Origin of the sequence: Burkholderia sp. LA-2-3-30-S1-D2 (assembly GCF_001523915.2) — a bacterium.
GTDB lineage: Bacteria > Pseudomonadota > Gammaproteobacteria > Burkholderiales > Burkholderiaceae > Burkholderia > Burkholderia diffusa.
The window spans coordinates 149,443-163,308 of sequence record NZ_CP013385.1 but is presented as its reverse complement, the minus strand read 5'-3'; the positions used below and the strand labels follow the sequence as shown (position 1 = coordinate 163,308).

Genomic DNA, 13,866 nt, shown 5'->3' with positions numbered 1-13,866 from the left:
TTGCACCTTCGAGACGGCTCATCAACGGCATCGTTAACATTATCTTCAGTTCGGGAGGCGCATGCTGTTTCTACGGCATCGCACATCGTGTGACTGCCCTTCCCACCTCACTGGAGATCACGGCCATGAAACTCGCTATTCGAACCGTCATGCTGGCACTTGCGGTTGTTCCTGCACTTGCGTTCGCGGGACAAGGTCTTACTCGGGCGGAAGTTCGTGCACAACTTGTTCAGATCGAGCATGCCGGATACAACCCGGCCCGCAAAGACATTCACTATCCGCAATCCATTCAGCAGGCAGAAGCGCGCCTGCACTCGTCCGAGTCGACGGCCCAGGCTGACACAACCGGTTACGGTTCCGCACAATCCGCAGGTAGCAACTCGGGACATGCCCTCACGGCACATGCCGCGTCTCGCTCGATTTATCTGCATCACTGACGACCTGTTCACGGCGTCGTTTATCGTCCGGCCGGCGATCCATCGCCGATCGGACGAAACTGTTCGCCACCGTCAGCATGCGTGGCGAATCGTCATCGGCGCCTGCTCGTCAGCGTCAACGAAACAACGGCAGAATATGAGTCTACAAGCATGAGTATCGGTTCCTGAGAAAGGAGCAGAAACGCGCCCCGCGTTCCGCCAAGGCAATCCGGTCACACGGAGACGGCGAGTCGGACAACCCGGCCGACATGCGTCTTCGCTAGCCGAGATCGCCAGCACCCAATCGCATGGATAGGTCTTATGGCGATCTGGCATGGTTGTCTGGCGCACGATCCGATATCGGCACCAGGATCGTGACGATCAGCCCGCATTGGCGAGACGGGTCGGCAAATTCCAGGTCCAGCTCGGCCCCAATCTTGCAGGCGATGGTTCTTACAATGGACAACCCAAGCCCGGATCCGGTCTGGCCACTCCCCAATGCGCGATAAAACGGATCGAAGACGCGATCGCGTTCGGCGAGCGGAATACCAGGACCGGTGTCCCGGATCCGAATCACCGCACGCTTGTTGTGCTCCCCTACCGATAGATCGATCCGCCCTCCTTCGGGCGTGTAGCGGACGGCGTTGTCGACAAGATTCTGGACCAGGGCGGTCATGTCCAGCTCGGTCGCCCATACGTGGCAGTCGTGGTTTCCCTCCACGCCAATGTCGATGTTCTTCGTTTCGGCCAGCGGCAGCATGTGAACCGCACCGGATTTTGTGGAGGCTCGTATTCTTGAGAGAATCGAGTCATGAACAAGAAGGCAAGCAAATTTTCCCCGGAAGTGCGGGAGCGCGCAGTGCGTCTGGTACGCGAACAGCGTAGCGAACACCCGTCGATGTGGGCAGCGGTCGAATCGATTGCGCCGATGATCGGCTGTACGCCGCAGACGCTGCTGGATTGGGTCAAACGCGACGAGGTCGACCGCGGGGAGCGCGATGGCGTGAGCACGGCCGAGCGTGAACGCATCAAGGCCCTGGAACGCGAGGTCAAGGAACTGCGCCGGACCAACGAGATTCTCAAGCTGGCGAGCGCGTTTTTCGCCCAGGCGGAGCTCGACCGCCGTTTCAAGTCCTGAAGGCCTTCATTGATCAGCATCGCGACACCTTCGGGGTCGAGCCGATCTGCAAGGTCTTGCGGATTGCCCCGTCGGGCTACCGACGCCATGCTGCGCAGCTTCGCGATCCGTCCAAACGCTGCGCCCGCGCCAAACGCGATGAGCTTCTGCAGCCGGAGATCAAGCGTGTCTGGCAGGCCAACATGCAGGTCTATGGCGTGCCGAAGGTCTGGAAGCAGATGAACCGTGAGGGCATCTTGGTCGCACGCTGCACGGTCGGGCGGTTGATGAAGCTGCAGGGCTTGCGAGGCGCAGTTCGCGGCAAGCGAGTTCGCACGACGACTCCCGATTCGAGCGCGCCGTGCCCGCTGGATCGGGTGAACCGGCAGTTCAAGGCTGAGCGACCGAATCAGCTTTGGGTGTCGGATTTCACCTACGTCTCGACATGGCGGGGCTGGCTTTACGTGGCGTTCGTCATCGACGTGTTCGCCCGTCGCATCGTTGGCTGGCGCGTCAGTTCGTCGATGACCACGGACTTTGTTCTGGATGCACTTGAACAGGCGCTGTACGCTCGCCAACCGGGTGACGACGGGACATTGATACATCACTCCGATAGAGGGGCGCAATATGTCAGCATTCGGTACAGCGAACGGCTGGCTGAGGCCGGCATCGAGCCGTCGGTCGGCAGCCGGGGCGACAGCTACGACAATGCGCTGGCCGAAACGATCAATGGCCTGTACAAGACGGAACTGATTCATCGGCGCGCCCCTTGGAAAACGAGGGAATCCGTCGAACTGGCAACGCTGCAATGGGTGGCCTGGTACAACCATCATCGGTTGATGGAACCGCTCGGCTATATCCCGCCCGCTGAGGCTGAGGCAAACTACTACAGGCAACTCAGAAATGCCGCTGACTTGCCTGCATTAACTTAAACCAACCGGCCTCCACGATTCCCGGCGCGGTTCATCCTGCTGGCCGCGCAACTGCTTGGCATATTCTCGCAGATATTGCCGTTGTTCGGCCGGCGACAGCTTTTTGAAGCCCTCTTTGTTGTACGGATGGAAGCAAGGAACCTTCTTCTCCGGCAATCGCTCTTTCGGTTTGACGTGTACACCAGGCTCATTCTCTGGCACCCGCGGAGTCTCCACCTCTGGGGCTTTCGTCACCTGTCCTGCCCGCTCGGCTTCGGCAGCCTTCTCAGCCTTGATCGCCTGTTCAGCCTTGATCGCCTTCTCCGCATCTCCTACCTCGCCCAGCTTCGCCAGCTTTGCAAGTTTCGTCGACGCGAGAGGTGCTGTTATCACCTCCGCAAGACCACGGGTCACGGACTCGGTGTACTGCCCTTTGCTCCACGGGTCCGTCACCGGTTTGACAATTGCTTTGCCGATGTTGAGCGCCGTATTCCCGACGGTTCCAGGTGTGATATTTCCAATCCGAATGTTTTCGGCGAGAATTTGTGCGTCCAGTACAGCGGCCTCTCTGCCGGCGGAAGTGCCGACAGTCTGCGCTAACCCAACGGCGCCCTTCGCACCTGAATAGGCAAGATTCCCGATACCCATCACGGCGTCTTTGCCGAAACCTAACAACCCCCGTCCGGCCTGCGCAGCCTGGTCCGCATAGGAACCTGGCGTACCTTTGATCTCACCTATCCAACCATCCAACGTTTTATTCGCGCTGTCGAAATCGACAACCTTGTCGGCATCGTCGACATTGATCAACTTGTCATTCAGAGCCGCTCGCTGGCGCTGCAGATCTTCGAGCCGTTTGCTGGTCCTCTGCCCCGGAGGCGCGTCTGGGTTGAGCACATCGTTGGCCGACGACTGCGTCGACTTGTAGGCTGTCTCGATCTGCCCCGTCGTCCCACCAACTCCCCCAGCATTGCAGTTGATCAAGCATGCGCTGCCATTGCGCGCGACGGGGACGCACAACGGCTGGATCCAGACTGATCTTGCAGTGATGCTGTTACAACTGGCATTTGCACCGGATCGTGCGTTCGCAGAGTGAGATCGGCGGTGTTCCGTGGCTGGGAAAGTACCCGGGACACACGGTCGGGTAGCGTGACGACACTGTCGAACGTGACACCGCGGCGACATTATCCGAAGGAGCGGATGCACCCACCCGGCATTGCACTCGGAAGTTCATGCGACACCTGGCGGACTCGATGATTTCACCTTTTCGACGGCAAATCACAGCCCGAGGTCGAGAAATCGACCTCGGGCCATGGACTTGTCGCAAGCACCGGGTATCACGCGCATTGCCGGCACGTCCGAACGTTCAACGCGTTACGATCGACATCAGAACTGATAACCCGCGCCCACCACCGCGCCGAAGTCCGAGCGGGCGTTGCCCGTCACCGACGCCTTGACGACCCAGCTGTTGCTTTCCGTCACATACGAGTAACCGGCGGCAAACCCCTGCTGGCCGTGATAGTTCGCGGTCGCTGCCGATACCATCGAGCGGCCCGCGCCCGTCGGTTGCGGCAAGCCGGCCACCGCCATCGCCGACGCGACGCCGCCGTACATGTCCTTCTTCAGGTCGTTGAACGAGTTGTACACCTGCCCGATGCGCTGGTCGGTGTAGCTCTTCGCCTGCGTCGAAGCGGTCGAGAGGTTGTCGTTCAGTTGCTGCACGTTCACTGCGTCGGTCGGCGCCGTCCCGGCCGCGACGTTCGTGATCTGGCGCTCGCTGCCCTGCGCGCCGACCGAGAACGAATTGTCGCGATCGGCGACGGAACCCTGGCCCACCGCCACCGCGTTCTTGCCGGTTGCGGTCGCCGTCGACCCGATCGATCCCGCATCGGCGCGCGCGATCCATGTCGTGTTCGCATCGGTTGCCGCCGTGTGGATCTTGTCGTTGGCCGCCACGTTCTGCAGCGCGGCGTTGAACTGGCCGACGTTGACCGCATCGTTCGCGTTCACGCCCGCCGCGACGCCGGTCAGCACGCGGTCGCCCGCCGTGCCCGAGAAGTTCACGCTGGTGCCGCCCGTGTCCTTCCCGACCGTGATCGCGCCGTTCGGATCCTGTTGCTGCACGAGGCCGGCCTTGCCGTTCGCGATGTTGGTCACGCTGCCCTGCAGGTTCGAGATGTCGGTCGTGTTCTTCGACACCTGCTGGTTGGTCGCGTAGAGCTGCGAGCCGTTTACCGCGTCCGTGCTGGTTGCGCCGAGCGTGCCGGCCTGCACATTCGTGATGCGCGTGCCGCCTGCGCCGCCGAGCGTGATCGTGCTCTTCGAGCTGTCGTCGTACTGCACCGCGAGTGCGCCGAGCTGGCTGAGATTCGACTGCACGTCCTTCAGTTGCTTCACGTTCACCGCGTCGGTATCGTTGGTGCCCGCCGCGACGTTCTTCAGCACGACCGCCGAATTGGCGTCGCCGCCGACGAGCGAGACCGAATTCAGCCGGTTGCCGTTCGTATCGACATCGTATTTGACGACGTTCTTCACGGCCTCGCCGGTCTGATTGGACACCTGCGTGATCTGCTGTTCGAGATCGGATTTCACGCCCGACAGCTGTCCACCGTTCACCGCGTCGGTACTGCCCGCGGCGACGTTGCCGTCGGCCACGTTCGTCAGCTTGGTCGGAGCACCGCCGCGCGCCGCGCTATATGCTCCGAGTTTCGGGTCGAACTGCAGCGCGTCCTGCTGCAGCCCGGCGATCGCGGCGGTATTGCCGGCGATGTTCGTTTCGGCGTTGCCGAGGCGCGTTTCTTGATTCTCGAGCGTCGTCGTGTTGCTGCCGACGCGGCCGTCGAGGTTCGTGAGTGCGTCGCCGACGTTGTTGAACGAGCCGCCGCCAACCTTGTAGGCCGGCGTGGTGATCGAGCCGTCCGGGTTCGCCGTGGCGCCGCCGCCGAGCGCAGCCGCGGTGCCGTCGGTCGCGCGGCGCAGCTGCGCGCCGTTCACCGCGTCGGTGCTGCCGGACGCCACGTTGCCTTCCGCGACATTGGTCACACGCACCGGGCTCCCGCCATTGCCCGCCCCGAGCGAAACCTGCCGCTTGCTCGCATCGTCGTACTTCACGGTCAGCGCATCGAGCTGGCTCGTGCCGCTTTGAATCGCCGCGTTCAACTGGTCGACGTTGACTGCGTCGGTTCCATTCTTACCGGCCGCGACGTTGCTGATCAGTTGCGGGCCGTTGCCGCCGTGGCTTGCATCGTACGCGCCGAGGCTCGCGTTCCACTGGAGCGCATCCTGCTGCAGCGCGGCGACGTTGCCCGTATTCGTCGTCACCTGGTTGCCGACTGTCGTGATCGACTGATTGAGCGTGTCGGTCACATTGCCGAGCTGGCCGACGTTCACCGCATCGCCCGCGGCTACGCCGTCCGCGACATTGTGCAGGCCGACGGGTGCCTGCGCGCCCTTGCCGCCGAGCGTGACGCCGCCGTGCGCGTCGTCGTCGTACTGCACCGCGTTCCTCGTCGCGTTGCCGATCTGGCTGGTGATCGACGTGCTCAGGTTGCCGAGCGTCGTGCTGAGGTTGTTCGTCACGCTCGTGCTGAGCGATGCGAGGCCGCCGTTCAGTTGGCCGACGTTGACCGCGTCGTGCACGTCCTTGCCGTCCGCGATGTTTTGCAGGGTCGTGCCGTTCGTGCCGGCGAACGTCACCGAATCGAACCCGCTCGCGCCGTCGTACTTCACGTTGCGCGTATCGGCCGCCTGCAGGTTGCCGATGTTCGACGCCGCCGTGCTCAGCGACGTGTTGATGCCGGAGACGCTGTTCTGCAGGTTCGTGATGTTCGAAGCCGCCGTCGAAATGGACGTTTGCAGCGGCGCGACGCTGCCCCTCAACTGGCCGACGTTCACCGCATCGGTGTCTGCAACGCCGGCCGCGACGCCGCTGATCGTGGTGCCGTTGCTGCCGTCGAGCGTGATCGCCGCATGCGAATCGTCGGTGTATTTCACCACGTTCTGCGTTGCCGACACGATGCTCGTGCTGAGGCTGTTGCCGACGCTGGTCACACGCTGGTCGACGTTCGTGATCGAAGTCGACAGCGAATCGCCGACCGACGTCACGCGCGCGTCGACGTTGCCGATGCTCGTGCTGAGCGCGCTGTTCACGTTCTTCAGCTGCTGGACGTTGACGGCGTCCGTATCGGCCGCGCCGGCCGCGACGTTCTTGAGCTGGCGTTCGCTGCCGAGCGCACCGAACGACACCGCGCCGCCGACCGGTGCGGCCGTGCCGCCGAATACCGGCGTGCCGCCGTTGTTCGCGCCGACGCTGCCCGAGCCGATCGCCACCTGGTTGTTGTCGTTTGTCTGCGCGCCCGCGCCGATCGCCACCGATTGCGTGCCGCCGGCGCGCGTCTGCGTCGCTGCGTCGTACGCGGCGCCGTTCGATACGCCGTCGCTCGACGTCGGGTTCGCGCCGCCGATCGCGATCGAGCGATCGCCGCTGGCCAGCGCAGAGTGGCCGAGCGCGATCGAGCTCGTGCCGTGCGCATCGGCGACGTTGCCGAGCGCCATCGAGAAATCGCCGATTGCAGCCGACTGGCGACCGATCGCGAGCGCCGTATTGCCTTGCGCGACCGCCACCGTACCGATCGCCGTTGCCGAGTTCGCCAATGCCTGCGAGCCGACCCCGATCGCAATCGCACCGCCGCTGCTGCTGCCGCCCTTGCTGCTCGCATTCGACTGGTCGCCGATCGCGATACCGCTGGAACCAGCCTTCGCATTCGTGCCCTGCGTAACGTTCGTGGTGCTCACCGCGACGAAACTCCCGCTTTTCGTCGCCACGCAAAGCGGGTTGGTCCCGTCGATGCATTGGCCGTTCAGCGCGTTGTCCGGGTTGCCACGGTCGACGAAATTGTCCGCGTGCGCGACCCCCGCGATCAGCACACCTGCACCCGTGAACATGGCGGCGGCAAGCGCCGAAATCTGATTCCCCTTCATGCTGTTCTGCTCCGTTTTGTAGCGTCTGGTTTGAATACGGACTACTTAATTTTGTTGATAGATTCGACTTCGACTGCGATTACGAATACGACTTCGGTGCGGAACCTGGCCACGATGCCCAGCCTCGCCATGGCGAGCGCGACATGCATCGACACCGAGTAAATCGCCAGGGCATTCGATGGCACGGGCACGCCGTCTCTTTACGACCCATTCCTTTAAATCGCCACATCATCAGGAATGCGTATCGTTATTTATGGACGAGCTCATCCCCGTTGAATCGCGAGATTCAACCCGTCTTTATAAACACACCGAATCTGATGACGCGCCGAGCGCGACCAACCCCGTTTCTTTTATTTCATCTCCGGCAAACGGATTTCTGTTCGCATGCGCAGGACATTCGCCCACGCATGTGTCAACTGACGCCTCGGATTCGAATTGCGCAACATCCGCCGCTGTTCGCCTCGTCTCCCGGTGTCCGGCGCCATCCGCCGCTCAAAGTTCGGACGAATTATGAGACACGATCGATAATTATTAAAGGCGACATTGTTTATAGATTGTAAAATTCAATATATTCAATGAGTTATATATAATTCCACCATCTCGCAAACGATTGCGATATGCCGCATTTAATCGGAATGTTTTTAGAAGCGGATAAATACTTTGCTCGAGCGCATTCAAATAAAACGGCATCGGACAACTATCCGCCGGAGAGCCGGAAAATTGCACGATTGCATCCCGCACACACATGGAATCCGCGGGTTTTTGACGAATATCGACGCCCGGCACCGCAGGCACGAACCGCCGCATAATTGAAAATATGTAAAACGCCATGACTCGATTATCGACAGACCATCTGGCGGGAATCGAAATATGCTCCTACAATTCCGCTCGCGTCGATACCGGCAGCCGCGATCACTCACGACGCCACCACCGCAATCGTCCGTGTCATTACCGGTTCAGTGATCAAAACAACGAACGCCCGGTATTGCGCCGGCCGGTTGCCGGCCGCGCGGTCCGGCGCAATCCGAATATCGATACGAGCGTGCGACGCATTTGCGCGTCGTCATAGAGCGGCGTCCGACGATTCCCCACACCGGGCAGGCCGCCCGCGGGATCTCGGCCAGCCGCCTTTCCAGAACAGGTGCACGATGCCCCCATCGATCTCCGCATTGAGCGACGCCCATGTCCTGATCGTCGACGATCAGCCCGACCAGCTGCGTTTGCTGATCGACATCCTGCGCGGTACGGGCTGCCGGATCAGCATCGCATCCGACGGGGTGCAGGCGTGCCAGCGTGCGCAGGCGCTCATGCCCGATGTGATCCTGATGGATGTCCGCATGCCGCGCATGGACGGTTTCACCGCGTGCCGGCGGCTTGCCGCCGATCCGCTGACGAGCGCGATTCCGGTCATCTTCCTGACCGTGGCCGGCGAATTGCACGAACGCCTCGAGGGGCTGGAAATCGGCGGTGTCGACTATGTGGTGAAGCCGTTCGAACCGGTCGAGGTGCTCGCGCGGATTCGCGTGCAGCTCGCGCGGGCGAAGCGCGACCGGCCGTCGGACACGGCAAGCCCGTTCGCGGCCGGCATGGACGACGACATCATCGTGCGCGCGGCCATTCGCCACCTGTCGCGGACGCTGAACGATCCGCCGACGGTCGAGCAACTGGCGCGCGCGGTCGGCACGCATGAAAAGCGGTTGTCGCGCGCGTTTCGCGACAATCTCGGCCAGACCGTGTTCGAGTATCTGCGGCACGAGCGGCTTCGGATCGCGCAGGATCTCCTGGATTCGACGTCGCTCAGCATCGCCAGCATCGCGAAGGAAATCGGCTTTTCCACGCCGGCGAACTTCGCGACCGCCTTCCGCGAACGTTTCGGCATCACGCCGACCGAGTGGCGGCGCCAGCGCCGCGCGAGCCGGCGCACCGCGACCCGTGAACCGCAACGCGGCGCGTAAGCCGCGTTCGGCGTGCCCGCGACGCTGCGCTACCAGTTGTATCTCGCGCTGGCCAGCACCGTCCGCTCGTTGCCGAACACGCACACCGCGTACGACTGGCAGCCGCTGACGTAACGCCGGTCGAACAGGTTCGCGACGTTGAACGCGAACCGCCAGTGGCGCATCTCGTAGTGCATCGCCAGGTCGTACAGCGTAAAGCTGGATACCGTCAGCGAATTGTCGGGCGCGCCGGCCGACGCGCTCTGATAGCGCACGCCGGCGCCGATCCCGAGGCCCGACAGCGCGCCCGCATGCCAGGTCCAGTCGGCCCACATCGACGCCATCTGCCGCGGCAGCGGCACGGACACCGGCCAGTTGTTCAGCGACGCGTCGTTCGCCTGCACGTTCTTGACGTCCTGATACATATACGACGCGACGATCGACAGCTCGCGGGTCACCTTGCCGAGCGCGCTCAGCTCGATGCCGCGCGAGCGCACCTTGCCGGTCTGCACGGACGTCGTGCCGGTGGGGTCGAGATTCGCCGGCGCCGGCGTCACGACGTTGGTCTGGTCGATCCGATAAACGGCCGCGCTCAGCATCAGATTCTTGCCCGGCGGTTGCCAGCGCAGCCCGGCTTCCGTCTGCGTGCCGCGCGTCGGCTTCGGCAGGCCGCCACCATAAATCCGCACACCGATGACCGGATCGAAGGACGTCGAATAACTCACATACGGCGACAGCCCCGCATCGCCCTGATAGGCGAGCCCGACGCGCCCGGAAAACGCGCTGTCGTCCTGCCGCAAATGCGTACCGACCGCCCGGCCGTCGAACCGTGCATTCACACGATCCTCGCGGCCGCCGAGCGTCATCGTCCAGCGCTGCCAGCGGATCTGGTCCTGCGCGTACACGCCGACCGCGTTCATCGCCGTGTACTGGTCGACCTGGCCGAGCGACGTCGGGCCGGTAAAGATCGCGGCCGTGACCGGCCGATAGACGGGGTGGTACAGGTTCAGCGACGGCGCCAGCGCGAGCCATACGCTGTTGGTCGTCGTCTGCCGGTCGAACTGCACGCCGAGCAGCAGCGTGTGTTCGAGCGGCCCCGTGCCGAAGCGCGCCTGCGCGTGGTTGTCGATATCGAGCCGGCTGTAGTTGAGCTGGAACAGCCCCGCGAAACGCATCATGTTCGTCGTGCTGCGGGGCACCAGGCCCGTGCCGAACACCGTCGCGTCGTCGAGCGACAGATGCGACCAGCGTACGTCCTGGTGCAGCGTCCATATCGCATTCACGCGGTGCTCCAGCGCGTAGCCGAGCGACCATTGCTTCTTCCGGTAGTCGTTGAACGACGGGTCGCCCATGTAGATGTCCTGCGACAGGCGGCCGTTCGGGTTCGGCAGCACCGTCCCGGACGCGGGCAGGAAGTTCGACGAGATGTCGCCGCTGTCCTGCAGGAACGACGCGGAGAATGTCAGCGACGTGTCGGCGGTCGGCCGCCAGCGAAACGACGGCGCGAGCGCGACGCGCCGGTCGGCATTCGGGCCGGTCCATGCGTTGCCGTCGCGTGTGATGCCGACGAAGCGATACGCATACCGGCCGTCCGGGTCGAGCTGGTCGCCGACATCGACCATGAATTGCTTGCGCGCATGGTTGCCGATCTGCACGCCGGCTTCGCGCACGCGCTCGCCGTCGGCGAGTTTCGTGTGCGCGTCGACGATCGCGCCGGGCTCGCCCGCGCCGTACAGCACCGACGTCGGCCCGCGCAGCACCGCGATCGAGTCGATCGTGTATGGGTCGACACGCCAGTTCGCGATGACGGCCGTATTCGGCGCCGGCACGCCGTCGACGTACAGCGTCGGCGTGAAGCCGCGCAGCGCCGCATACCAGTCGGTCCGGCTGTCGGCGCCGAACGTCGCGAAGCCTGGCACATAACGCAGCGCCTGGTTCAGGTCGGCCGCGCCGGTCATCTCGATCTGCTGCGCGGTCACGATGTTGGTCGTCTGCGGAATCTCGGCCACCGGCGTGTCGGTCTTCGTGCCGGCGGCGGTGCGCAGCCCGACGAGCCCGACCGACAATCCGCCGGCGTTGCCGGTCACGTCGATGGGCGGCAGCACGGCCGTCGTCGCGCCGGCGTTCGGCGCCTGCGCATGCGCGCCGCCTGCGGCCGCCATGCACAATGTTCCCCCGGCAGCGATCACCCACGCACGTCCCGCCGCACCTGTCTCCATCAACATCGTTTCAATACTCCGTCGTGCTGTCCTGTCCCGTTCGGCCCGATCGAGGCCCGGTGAGTCGCCGGCGTCCGTCCTGCGCTGCCGCGAGTGCCGTGCCAGTGACGTCGGTCACGCACGCGTCGGCATGCACTGGCCGATTGCGTCGTTCGCGAGCGCAGCGATCATACCGGCCGAACGTCGCGCGGTGGTTGTTCATCCGTCGGACGACGCCGGCATAGCCGCGCCTGGATGGGGTTGTCCCGGCCCGCGAGCCGACATACGGTGTGTAGAACCACATAATGTTATCAGTTGTATGACAACGCGAGAAAAAACGATCCAATATCGGTCGACACACATGAAGCGTGTCCTTCGCGCAGGCCGGCGACGATAATATCTCGCAAGCACGTCAATCACCATTTATTTCAATTTCAATAGCATGCTAATCAATCGATTCGTGACAATCGCTATCGGATCGACAAGTTGTTTCGTGACAACTTTTTATTTCGTCGCAGTGATGCTTCCGTTACGCTCCGCATCATCATGCGATGACTGATTTCCACGGTGCTCAAGATTCCACCCGGCGAGGCGTCGCCCCGCTCGCCCGCGGGTGCCCGCGAGCGGGTCTCGCCAACGAACGACTCAACCATCAACGACAGGCAATTTCGGCCCGGATCCGGTGCAGGCATTTCCCGGCGCACCTTTCTTTACAGCATCGGCGCGCTCGCGCTGTCGGCGTGCGGCAGCACGGAATCGACCGGGAACGCCGGCGGTATCGCAACTGCCGCGGCGGGTAACCGGGCACTCGCACGCGTTGCGACCGATACCGCCACCGTCGCGACGCATGAAGCGTTCGCGCATCCGGGCTTGCTGCATACGCAAGCCGATTTCGACCGGATCGCGCGCAAGATATAGGCCGCCGCGTCGCCCTGGCTTGACGGCTGGAACAGGCTGATCGAGAACGGTCACGCGCAATTGCCGTGGTCGCCGCGATCGCAGGCCGTCGTGACGCGCGGGGACACCGGCACGCAGAACCGTGTTCGCCGCCGACGACGGCTACGGCGCGTTCAACGGCAACGTGACCGTCGCGATGGATGCGTCGAAGGGCGGCCGCAACGCCGACCTGTGGCGCAACGACATCGCGGGTACCGGCAAGCTCACGATGCAAGGCAGCGGCACGCTGACGCTGGCCGGCAACAACACCTATACGGGCGGCACGCAGGTCGGCGGCGGCACGCTCGCCGCCGCGTCCCCGACGGCGTTCGGCAACGGCGACGTGTACGTCGGCTCCGGCGGCGGCATCCGGATCGCGGCCAGCGCGCCCGTGACGATCGCCGCCCGCTATACGCAGCTCGACAACACGACGCTCGAACTCGACATCGACATCGACATCGACGGCAACGGCGGCGGACGCCTGCGCGTGGGCGGCTCGTTCACCGTCGCGGGCGGCACGCTGCACGTGAAGTTCGTGAACGGCTACACGCCCAAAGCCGGCGACACCATCGCACTGATCGACGGCGCGGCCGGATCCGCGCAGTTCTCGACGGTGACGGTCGACGGGTTCAAGGCAACGCCCGTCTACACGGCGACGGACGCGTCGATCACGCTGTCGGCGGCGTGTCGCGGCGGATGTCCGCCTTCGCCGCGTAGCGCATCAGGTCGTCCTGGCACTCCTTCCAGGCGGGCGTCTGCATCGGCTTGATCGCGCCGCCGCGCAGCGTCTTGCGCGCGTCGGGGATCACGAGGCCGAGATCGACGCCGATCACGCGCCCGAAGCCGCGGCAGGTCTCGCATGCGCCGTAGGCCGAGTTGAACGAGAACAGCGCCGCCTGCGGCTCCGCGTAGCGCAGGTCGCTGTCAGGGTCGTGCAGCCCGGTGGAGAAACGCCACACCTGCGGCTCGGCGAGTACGTTTTCCGCTTCCGGCGTGTCGAACACGAGGCTCGACTTGCCGGAGCCCGACGGGCCGGTGACGACCGTCATTTCGCCGGTGCGCAGGTCGAGATCGAGGTTCTTGAGGTTGTATTGACGTGCTCCGCGAATGCGGATCAGATTGCTGGATGACAATTTGCCTGCCCGTCTGGATGAGTTAGCCGGAATTCACGGTGCCGAAACGCTGCGGCGGATGCCCGCACGCGCGGCGCACGTGCCGCACGGGTCATGCCCGGGCGGCTCCGGTTCGACGGATACTCTGCTGCATATTCATACAGTTTTCCATGACGGGATCGCCACCCCGCCACCGGGCAGGCCGGCAACGCGCGGAGCGACACGCGGGCCGTCCGGTTTCGACGGCCGCGCGTGTGATCGCCAT

The 13,866-nt window shown here is 63.7% G+C and carries 8 protein-coding genes, 2 pseudogenes and 1 other annotated feature; of the genes and pseudogenes, 5 read left to right on the top strand and 5 right to left on the bottom strand.

What is annotated here, in order from left to right:
* Positions 1–125 precede the first annotated feature (125 nt).
* On the top strand, positions 126–437 hold the full coding sequence (locus WS66_RS29690) for a DUF4148 domain-containing protein (RefSeq protein ID WP_082728951.1): 312 nt from the start codon (positions 126–128) through the stop codon (positions 435–437).
* A 298-nt stretch (positions 438–735) separates the two neighbouring features.
* Here the strand turns inward: WS66_RS29690 and WS66_RS29685 are convergent, their stop codons facing one another.
* Positions 736–1,176, bottom strand: a complete 441-nt coding sequence (locus WS66_RS29685) for a sensor histidine kinase (protein ID WP_059602362.1) — start codon at positions 1,174–1,176, stop codon at positions 736–738.
* Positions 1,177–1,227: 51 nt separating this feature from the next.
* On the opposite strand from WS66_RS29685, the gene WS66_RS29680 reads away from it, so the two are divergent.
* A protein-coding gene (locus tag WS66_RS29680) for an IS3 family transposase (protein ID WP_108064622.1) occupies positions 1,228–2,465 on the top strand; the annotation gives its coding sequence in 2 pieces (ribosomal slippage) (positions 1,228–1,519 and positions 1,519–2,465; 1,239 coding nt in all).
* Positions 1,509–1,625, top strand: a sequence feature (AL1L pseudoknot). (Overlaps the previous gene by 117 nt.)
* Here the strand turns inward: WS66_RS29680 and WS66_RS29675 are convergent.
* A complete protein-coding gene (locus WS66_RS29675) occupies positions 2,457–3,425 on the bottom strand; it encodes a hypothetical protein (protein WP_159086601.1) in 969 nt (322 codons plus the stop codon). The two genes, WS66_RS29680 and WS66_RS29675, sit on opposite strands and share 9 nt — an antisense overlap.
* Positions 3,426–3,827: 402 nt before the next feature.
* Entirely contained in the window at positions 3,828–7,421 is a 3,594-nt protein-coding gene (locus WS66_RS29670; protein WP_059605277.1) for a YadA family autotransporter adhesin, read from the bottom strand.
* Between the two features lie 1,148 nt (positions 7,422–8,569).
* On the opposite strand from WS66_RS29670, the gene WS66_RS29665 reads away from it, so the two are divergent.
* Positions 8,570–9,376, top strand: coding sequence for a response regulator transcription factor (locus WS66_RS29665; RefSeq protein ID WP_059605273.1), 807 nt, complete (start codon positions 8,570–8,572; stop codon positions 9,374–9,376).
* 29 nt (positions 9,377–9,405) lie between these two features.
* Here the strand turns inward: WS66_RS29665 and WS66_RS29660 are convergent, their stop codons facing one another.
* Positions 9,406–11,580, bottom strand: a complete 2,175-nt coding sequence (locus WS66_RS29660) for a TonB-dependent siderophore receptor (RefSeq protein WP_059605270.1) — start codon at positions 11,578–11,580, stop codon at positions 9,406–9,408.
* Positions 11,581–12,120: 540 nt separating this feature from the next.
* Here WS66_RS29660 and WS66_RS29655 point away from each other — a divergent pair.
* Together WS66_RS29655 and WS66_RS29650 are read left to right on the top strand one after the other, a co-directional pair.
* Positions 12,121–12,471, top strand: a complete 351-nt coding sequence (locus WS66_RS29655) for a hypothetical protein (protein WP_059605267.1) — start codon at positions 12,121–12,123, stop codon at positions 12,469–12,471.
* Between the two features lie 112 nt (positions 12,472–12,583).
* A pseudogene (locus WS66_RS29650) lies at positions 12,584–13,174 on the top strand (autotransporter-associated beta strand repeat-containing protein); the annotation flags it as partial.
* Here WS66_RS29650 and WS66_RS29645 read toward each other — a convergent pair.
* Positions 13,170–13,622, bottom strand: a pseudogene (locus WS66_RS29645) (ATP-binding cassette domain-containing protein); the annotation flags it as partial. The pseudogenes WS66_RS29650 and WS66_RS29645 overlap by 5 nt on opposite strands.
* Positions 13,623–13,866: the final 244 nt, after the last annotated feature.